The following is a 6,213-nucleotide window of genomic DNA, read 5'->3' on the forward strand; positions in this document are numbered from 1 at the left end:
AAAACCGGGGCTTTTGCAATCTTGACTAAGTCCGGCTCAGGCGGCCATGGCCTTCGACAGGTTCTCGTTGATCTTGTCGAGGAAACCTGTCGTCGACAGCCAAGGCTGATCGGGACCGATGAGCAGCGCCAGATCCTTGGTCATGTAGCCGGCTTCAACAGTATCGACGCAGACTTTTTCCAGTGTATGACTAAAGCGCTCCAGCTCCGCATTGCCGTCGAGCTTGGCCCGGTGGGCGAGGCCACGTGTCCAGGCAAAGATCGAGGCGATCGAGTTGGTCGAGGTTTCTTCGCCCTTCTGGTGCTGGCGGTAGTGACGCGTCACGGTGCCGTGCGCGGCTTCTGCTTCCACCGTCTGGCCGTCCGGCGTCATCAGAACCGAGGTCATCAGGCCGAGCGAGCCAAAACCCTGCGCCACGATGTCGGACTGCACGTCGCCGTCATAGTTCTTGCAGGCCCAGACATAGCCGCCGGACCACTTGAGCGCCGAGGCGACCATGTCGTCGATCAGGCGATGCTCATAGGTGATCTTCTTTGCCGCGAACTTGTCCTTGAATTCCGCGTCGAACACTTCCTGGAAGATATCCTTGAAGCGGCCGTCATAGGCCTTGAGGATGGTGTTCTTGGTCGAGAGGTAGCAGGGAACGCCGCGATTATAGGCATAGTTGAACGAGGCATGGGCGAAATCGCGGATCGACTCGTCGAGATTGTACATGGCCATGGCCACGCCGGCGCCCGGCGCGTCATAGACTTCGTGCTCGATGGTCTCGCCGTCTTCGCCAACGAACTTGATAGACAACTTGCCCTTGCCGGAGAATTTGAAATCGGTCGCGCGGTACTGGTCACCGAAGGCATGACGGCCGACGATGATCGGCTGGGTCCAGCCCGGAACCAGGCGGGGAACGTTCTTGGCAATGATCGGCTCGCGGAAAATGACGCCGCCGAGAATGTTGCGGATCGTGCCGTTGGGCGACTTCCACATCTTCTTCAAGCCGAATTCCTCAACGCGCTGCTCATCCGGGGTGATGGTGGCGCATTTGACGCCGACGCCATATTGTTTGATCGCATTGGCTGCATCGATCGTCACCTGGTCATTGGTGGCATCGCGGTGCTCGATCCCGAGGTCGTAATATTTCAGGTCGATGTCGAGGTAAGGATGGATCAGCTTTTCCTTGATATATTGCCAGATGATGCGAGTCATCTCGTCGCCATCAAGCTCGACGACCGGATTTGCAACCTTGATCTTTGCCATGAATAGTCAGCCTCTATTTTGCTGGGTCTGGGAGTGTCAGCATTGGATTTAGTTGAGGGTTCGCGCCCCTATAGCACCGTGATTGCAGAACGCAAAGACAGTTGCTCAAGAAGAGGGAAGGTTATCGTGAACGTCGATGCCGATTATCTCTCCCCTTGCGGGAGAGAAAGGATTTTCCTGGATTTAGCCGCTTTGCTAAATCCTTGGAAAATCCAAGTGAGGGGATTTGAAATGCACCACTCAATATATTCCCCTCTCTGGCGATTTCTAGCACTTAGCAAGGGCTAAGATGCTGAAATCGCTTTCTCCCCCGCAAGGGGGGAGATAATCGGCATCGACATTCGCGCATCTCTTTTCAAGGTGGGAATGCCGCTGTGTCGAACTGCACTATCGATGCTCAGCATTGCTCATCAAAAAAACGCGAGCTATGACGGCGCGACGTCAAGCAAGGATTGAATATGGCCGGTACGGACAGACAACGCACCCTTATTGCTGAAGGTCCAGCAATCATACTGGTGGAACCGCAATTGCCGGAGAATATTGGCATGGTGGCGCGCGCCATGGCGAATTTCGGCCTGGCGGAACTGCGCCTGGTCAAGCCGCGCGAGGAATTTCCCAATGACAAGGCTCGCTCGGCGGCCAGCCGCGCCGACCATATTATTGATGCGGCGCTGGTCTATAGCGACCTGCCATCGGCCATCAAGGACCTTCATTTCGTCTATGCGACCACTGCGCGCGAGCGCGACGCCTTCAAGCAGGTGCGCGGCCCGGTCGAGGCCGGCCAAACGCTGCGCCAGCGCTTCAACAAGGGTGAGAGGACCGGAATTCTTTTTGGGCGCGAACGCATCGGCCTCAATAATGACGAAGTCAGCCTTGCCGATGAGCTGGTGACGTTTCCGGTCAATCCGGCATTCTCGTCGCTGAACATTGCACAGGCGGTTTTGCTCATGTCCTATGAGTGGATGAAATCAGGTCTCGAGAAGCACACCGACACCGCCTTTCGCGGTCCGGAACTCGAGCCCGCGCCAAAGGAACAGCTGCAGGGCTTTTTCAATCATCTCGAAGATGCCTTGCAGGCACGCGGCTACTTCCGGCCGATGGCGCGCAAGGAAATCATGGTCAACAATCTGCGCGGCGTGCTCACGAGGGCAGGCTTTTCCGACTCTGAGCTGAAATTGCTGCGGGGTGTCGTGGTATCGCTCGATTATTTCAGCCCGAGGACACCGCGTGGTTCCGGGGCTCCCGAAGGGCGCAAGCGCGAAAAGCCAGCGGCGAAAACGAAAACCGCTCGGCCAGCGAACAAGGATTGGTCAAACGATGAATGATGTGCGAGCGGAAGACCGGCCGATCATTGCATTTGACAGCGGTATCGGCGGGCTGACGGTGCTGCGCGAAGCGCGCGTGCTGATGCCGGGGCGGCGCTTTGTCTATATCGCCGACGATGCGGGTTTTCCCTATGGCGATTGGGAGGAGGGTGCGTTGCGCGCTCGCATCGTCGACCTCTTCGGCGGCTTCATCGCCCAGCACGATCCGGCAATCGCGATCATCGCCTGCAACACGGCCTCGACTCTGGTGCTTGAAGACCTGCGCAAGGCCTATCCGGCCGTGCCGTTCGTCGGCACAGTCCCGGCGATCAAGCCGGCGGCGGAGCGCACTGCGTCAGGTCTCGTCACGGTCCTCGCAACCCCAGGCACGGTGAAACGCGCCTATACGCGCGATCTCATCCAGTCCTTTGCCACCAAATGCCATGTGCGCCTTGTCGGCAGCCGGAACCTCGCCCACTTGGCCGAAGCGCATATTCGCGGCGATGCCATCGATGACGATGCCATCCGTGCAGAAATTGCCCCGTGCTTTTACGAAAAGGACGGCGGCCGTACCGACATCGTGGTGCTGGCCTGTACCCATTATCCGTTCCTTGCCAATGTGTTCAGGCGCCTTGCGCCCTGGCCGGTGGACTGGCTCGATCCTGCCGAGGCGATCGCCCGCCGCGCGCTGTCGCTGTTGAAGCCGAACGGCGTCAGCATCGAGCCTGAGCATGGCGACGACATCGCCGTCTTCACCTCGGGCAATCCCGATTTCTCCACAAGGCGGCTGATGCAGGGGTTTGGGCTGGATACGATTTGAATCGGCAATGGTGTCGTTGTACTCGACACGCTGCTTTCGGCGGAACTCCACGAGGATAAGCAGAGTCCCGTTATTATCTGCCGGTCGTCCTTAAGCGGCGGAACCCGCTTCAACCTTCGACTTCGCAGATTCACCCAGTTCCTGCCTGATCACCGGTGCGACCTTCGTGCCATAAAGCTCGATTGCTTTCAGCGTATTGGCGTGCGGCAGGCTGCCGAGATCGATCTGCAGCATGAAACGGTCATGTTTGAAATACGTATGCTGCAACATGATCTTGTCGATCACCTCTTGCGGCGAACCGACCAGCAGTGCACCGCGCATCGAGCGTCCGGCCTCGTATTGGCCGCGATTGCTTGGCGGCCAGCCGCGCTCGCGGCCGATCTTGTTCATCACCACTTCGTATGATGGCCAGTATTCGTCCGACGCCGCCTGCGAATTCTCCGCGACATAGCCATGCGAATTGATGCTGACTTTCAGCTTTTCCGGTGCGTGGCCGGCCTTGGCGCCTACTTCGCGGTAGAGCTCGACCAGCGGAGCGAAACGATGCGGTTCGCCGCCGATGATCGCCACCGCCAGCGGCAGGCCGAGCGTGCCGGCACGGATCACCGATGCCGGTGTGCCGCCAACGGCGATCCAGACGGGCAGGGGACTTTGCCGCGGACGCGGATAGACGCCGAGATTGTGGAGCGGCGCGCGAAACTTGCCGGTCCACGTCACGTGTTCGGTTTCTCGCAGCTTCAGGAGCAGGTCGAGCTTCTCGGCGAAAAGCTCGTCGTAATCGTTCAGATCATAGCCGAACAGCGGGAAGGATTCGATGAAGGAGCCGCGCCCGGCCATGATCTCGGCGCGGCCCGAGGAAATCAGGTCGAGCGTCGCATATTCCTGGAACACGCGCACTGGATCGTCGGAACTCAGCACAGTCACGGCGCTGGTTAAACGGATATTCTTCGTGCGTGCGGCGCCAGCCGCCAGCACCACGGCCGGTGTTGAGATGACGAAATCCGGCCGGTGATGTTCGCCGATGCCAAACGCGTCGAGCCCGACCTGATCGGCGAGTTCCATCTCCTCCAGGAGATTCTGCATGCGCTGGTGCGCGCTGATCGCGACGCCGGTCGCCGGGTCGGGGCTCATGCCCGCAAATGTGTAGATGCCGAGTTCCATCCGTGTATCCTTCGTTCACATGCTACACAGGTAAGCACAGATTTAAGGGATTTGAAGGACGCACATCCCGGTTGCCGAGGCACCAAAAGGATACTGGGGTTTTACCCTCCCCCTTTGTGGGGATGAAGGCTGCGCAGCAGCAGGGAGGGCTCTTTGCCAGCGACCAATCGCCCATCGACGTTCTTATTGCTATGTCGCGAGGAATGCCCCTCCCGTCGCTTCGCTCCCGCCCTCTCACAAGGGGGAGGGTAAGATGCGCCCGGATCAATAACCAACAGTGAAACGCTGCTTCGAATGTTTCGGCTTTTCGGCCTCATCCGCGATTGCGACAGCCAGGTCGCTCACGCTGATCGCGCTCTTTCCCTCAGCGTCGAAGACCGGATGATCCTTGCCGAGGCGGTATTTGCCGGTCCGTGCACCCGGAGCAAGGGCGAAGGGCGGCGACACGAAGCTCCAGTCCAATTCGGTCTCAGCGCGCAGATCGTTCAGCGCCTGCCGGGCACCCAGCGCGCCTTCCTTGTATTCAGCAGGAAAACCGTCGCCATCGACAAACTGCCCGCCTGCTTCGTTGTAGAGACTGCCGGCGCCGCCGATGACGATCAAGCGGCTGACGCCTGCCTGCTTGGTGGCCGCGGTGATCGACTTGCTCGCCTTGATGTGGATCGCCTGGATATCGGGCTCGCCCCAACCGGGATTGTAGGCGGAGATGACGACGTCGTGGCCCTTGAGCTTGGCGGCGAGATCGGTCGTGTTGAGGGCATCGGCTTCAATTGCAGTGACGCCTGCCTGCTTTTCCACCTTGGCAGGGTTGCGAACCAGCGCGGTAACACTGTCGCCGCGCGAAACGGCTTCCTTCAAGATTTCCGTGCCTACAAATCCGGTGGCGCCAATCAATGCGATTTTCATCCTGTGCTCCTTTGATGCGGGTATGCATCGTTTTCTGGTTACTAATAATAACCATCTATGCTAGAACGCCGGACTTGAGAAGAACGCACTTTTTCCGTTTCAGGGCACACGGAAGTAACCGTGCCCGCGACGATAACGAGGATCATGATGAGCATTCATGCAAAGACCGAGGGCAAGACGCCGCTGCTGGCAACCATGCCGGCAATGGAATGGGATGGTACCGGCTCGTGTCCGATGCGCGAGGTGCTCGATCTTATCGGCGACTCCTGGAGCCTGTTGACGATCATCAACCTGCAGTCAGGCCCGCGCCGGTTCAACGTGCTGCGCCGGATGATCGAGGGCATATCGCAGCGCATGCTTACCGTGACGCTGCGTTCGCTGGAGCGTGACGGTCTGATTACCCGTACGGTGAAGCCGACATCTCCGCCGGAAGTAACCTATGCTCTGACGGAAATCGGCCATTCGATTGCGGTGCCGATTGGCGCGCTGGGCGAATGGGCTGTCAACAACCGTGATCATCTGCGCGCGGCGCGCAAAGCATTTGATGAAGCGAAGGTGGATTAGATGCCTGTCATCTCCCCCCTTGAGGGACCCTTGAGGGGGAGAAAGCGATTTCAGCATCTTAGCCCTTGCTAAGTGCTAGAAATCGCAAGAGAGGGGATTTGCCCGCGTTGAACTGCCCCTAGGATTTAGCAAAGAAGCTAAATCGCAAGGGGAGGGATAATCGGCATCAACGCTTGAACGAGCTGGAACCCCCACCCACCCTTTGCG

General features: G+C 58.8%; 6 protein-coding genes. 3 read left to right on the forward strand and 3 right to left on the reverse strand.

All coding sequences use genetic code 11. The features are described 5' to 3' along the window. Nucleotides 1-36: 36 nt before the first annotated feature. Nucleotides 37-1,251: an NADP-dependent isocitrate dehydrogenase gene (locus tag AAAC48_RS24100; protein ID WP_340656615.1), complete on the reverse strand. Its 1,215-nt coding sequence runs from the start codon at nt 1,249-1,251 to the stop codon at nt 37-39. Nucleotides 1,252-1,709: 458 nt separating this feature from the next. On the opposite strand from AAAC48_RS24100, the gene AAAC48_RS24105 reads away from it, so the two are divergent. Together AAAC48_RS24105 and murI are read left to right on the forward strand one after the other, a co-directional pair. Then, the gene (locus tag AAAC48_RS24105; RefSeq protein ID WP_340656616.1) at nt 1,710-2,576 is read left to right on the forward strand and encodes an RNA methyltransferase; all 867 of its coding nucleotides are present in this window, start codon (nt 1,710-1,712) and stop codon (nt 2,574-2,576) included. Continuing rightward, complete coding sequence (murI, locus tag AAAC48_RS24110; protein WP_340656617.1) at nt 2,569-3,375, forward strand: glutamate racemase; 807 nt, start codon at nt 2,569-2,571, stop codon at nt 3,373-3,375. Before AAAC48_RS24105 ends, murI begins: the two co-directional genes overlap by 8 nt. Nucleotides 3,376-3,465: 90 nt before the next feature. On the opposite strand, the gene AAAC48_RS24115 is transcribed toward murI, so the two are convergent. Both AAAC48_RS24115 and AAAC48_RS24120 read right to left on the reverse strand, forming a co-directional pair. Then, nucleotides 3,466-4,536: an LLM class flavin-dependent oxidoreductase gene (locus tag AAAC48_RS24115; protein ID WP_340656618.1), complete on the reverse strand. Its 1,071-nt coding sequence runs from the start codon at nt 4,534-4,536 to the stop codon at nt 3,466-3,468. Nucleotides 4,537-4,800: 264 nt separating this feature from the next. Continuing rightward, nucleotides 4,801-5,442, reverse strand: coding sequence for an NAD(P)-dependent oxidoreductase (locus AAAC48_RS24120; protein ID WP_340656619.1), 642 nt, complete (start codon nt 5,440-5,442; stop codon nt 4,801-4,803). Nucleotides 5,443-5,589: 147 nt separating this feature from the next. Between AAAC48_RS24120 and AAAC48_RS24125 the strand changes: the two genes are divergently transcribed. Continuing rightward, a complete protein-coding gene (locus AAAC48_RS24125) occupies nt 5,590-6,006 on the forward strand; it encodes a helix-turn-helix domain-containing protein (RefSeq protein ID WP_340656620.1) in 417 nt (138 codons plus the stop codon). Nucleotides 6,007-6,213: the final 207 nt, after the last annotated feature.

Origin of the sequence: Phyllobacterium sp., from assembly GCF_037994405.1 — a bacterium.
In the GTDB taxonomy this organism is placed as follows: domain Bacteria; phylum Pseudomonadota; class Alphaproteobacteria; order Rhizobiales; family Rhizobiaceae; genus Phyllobacterium.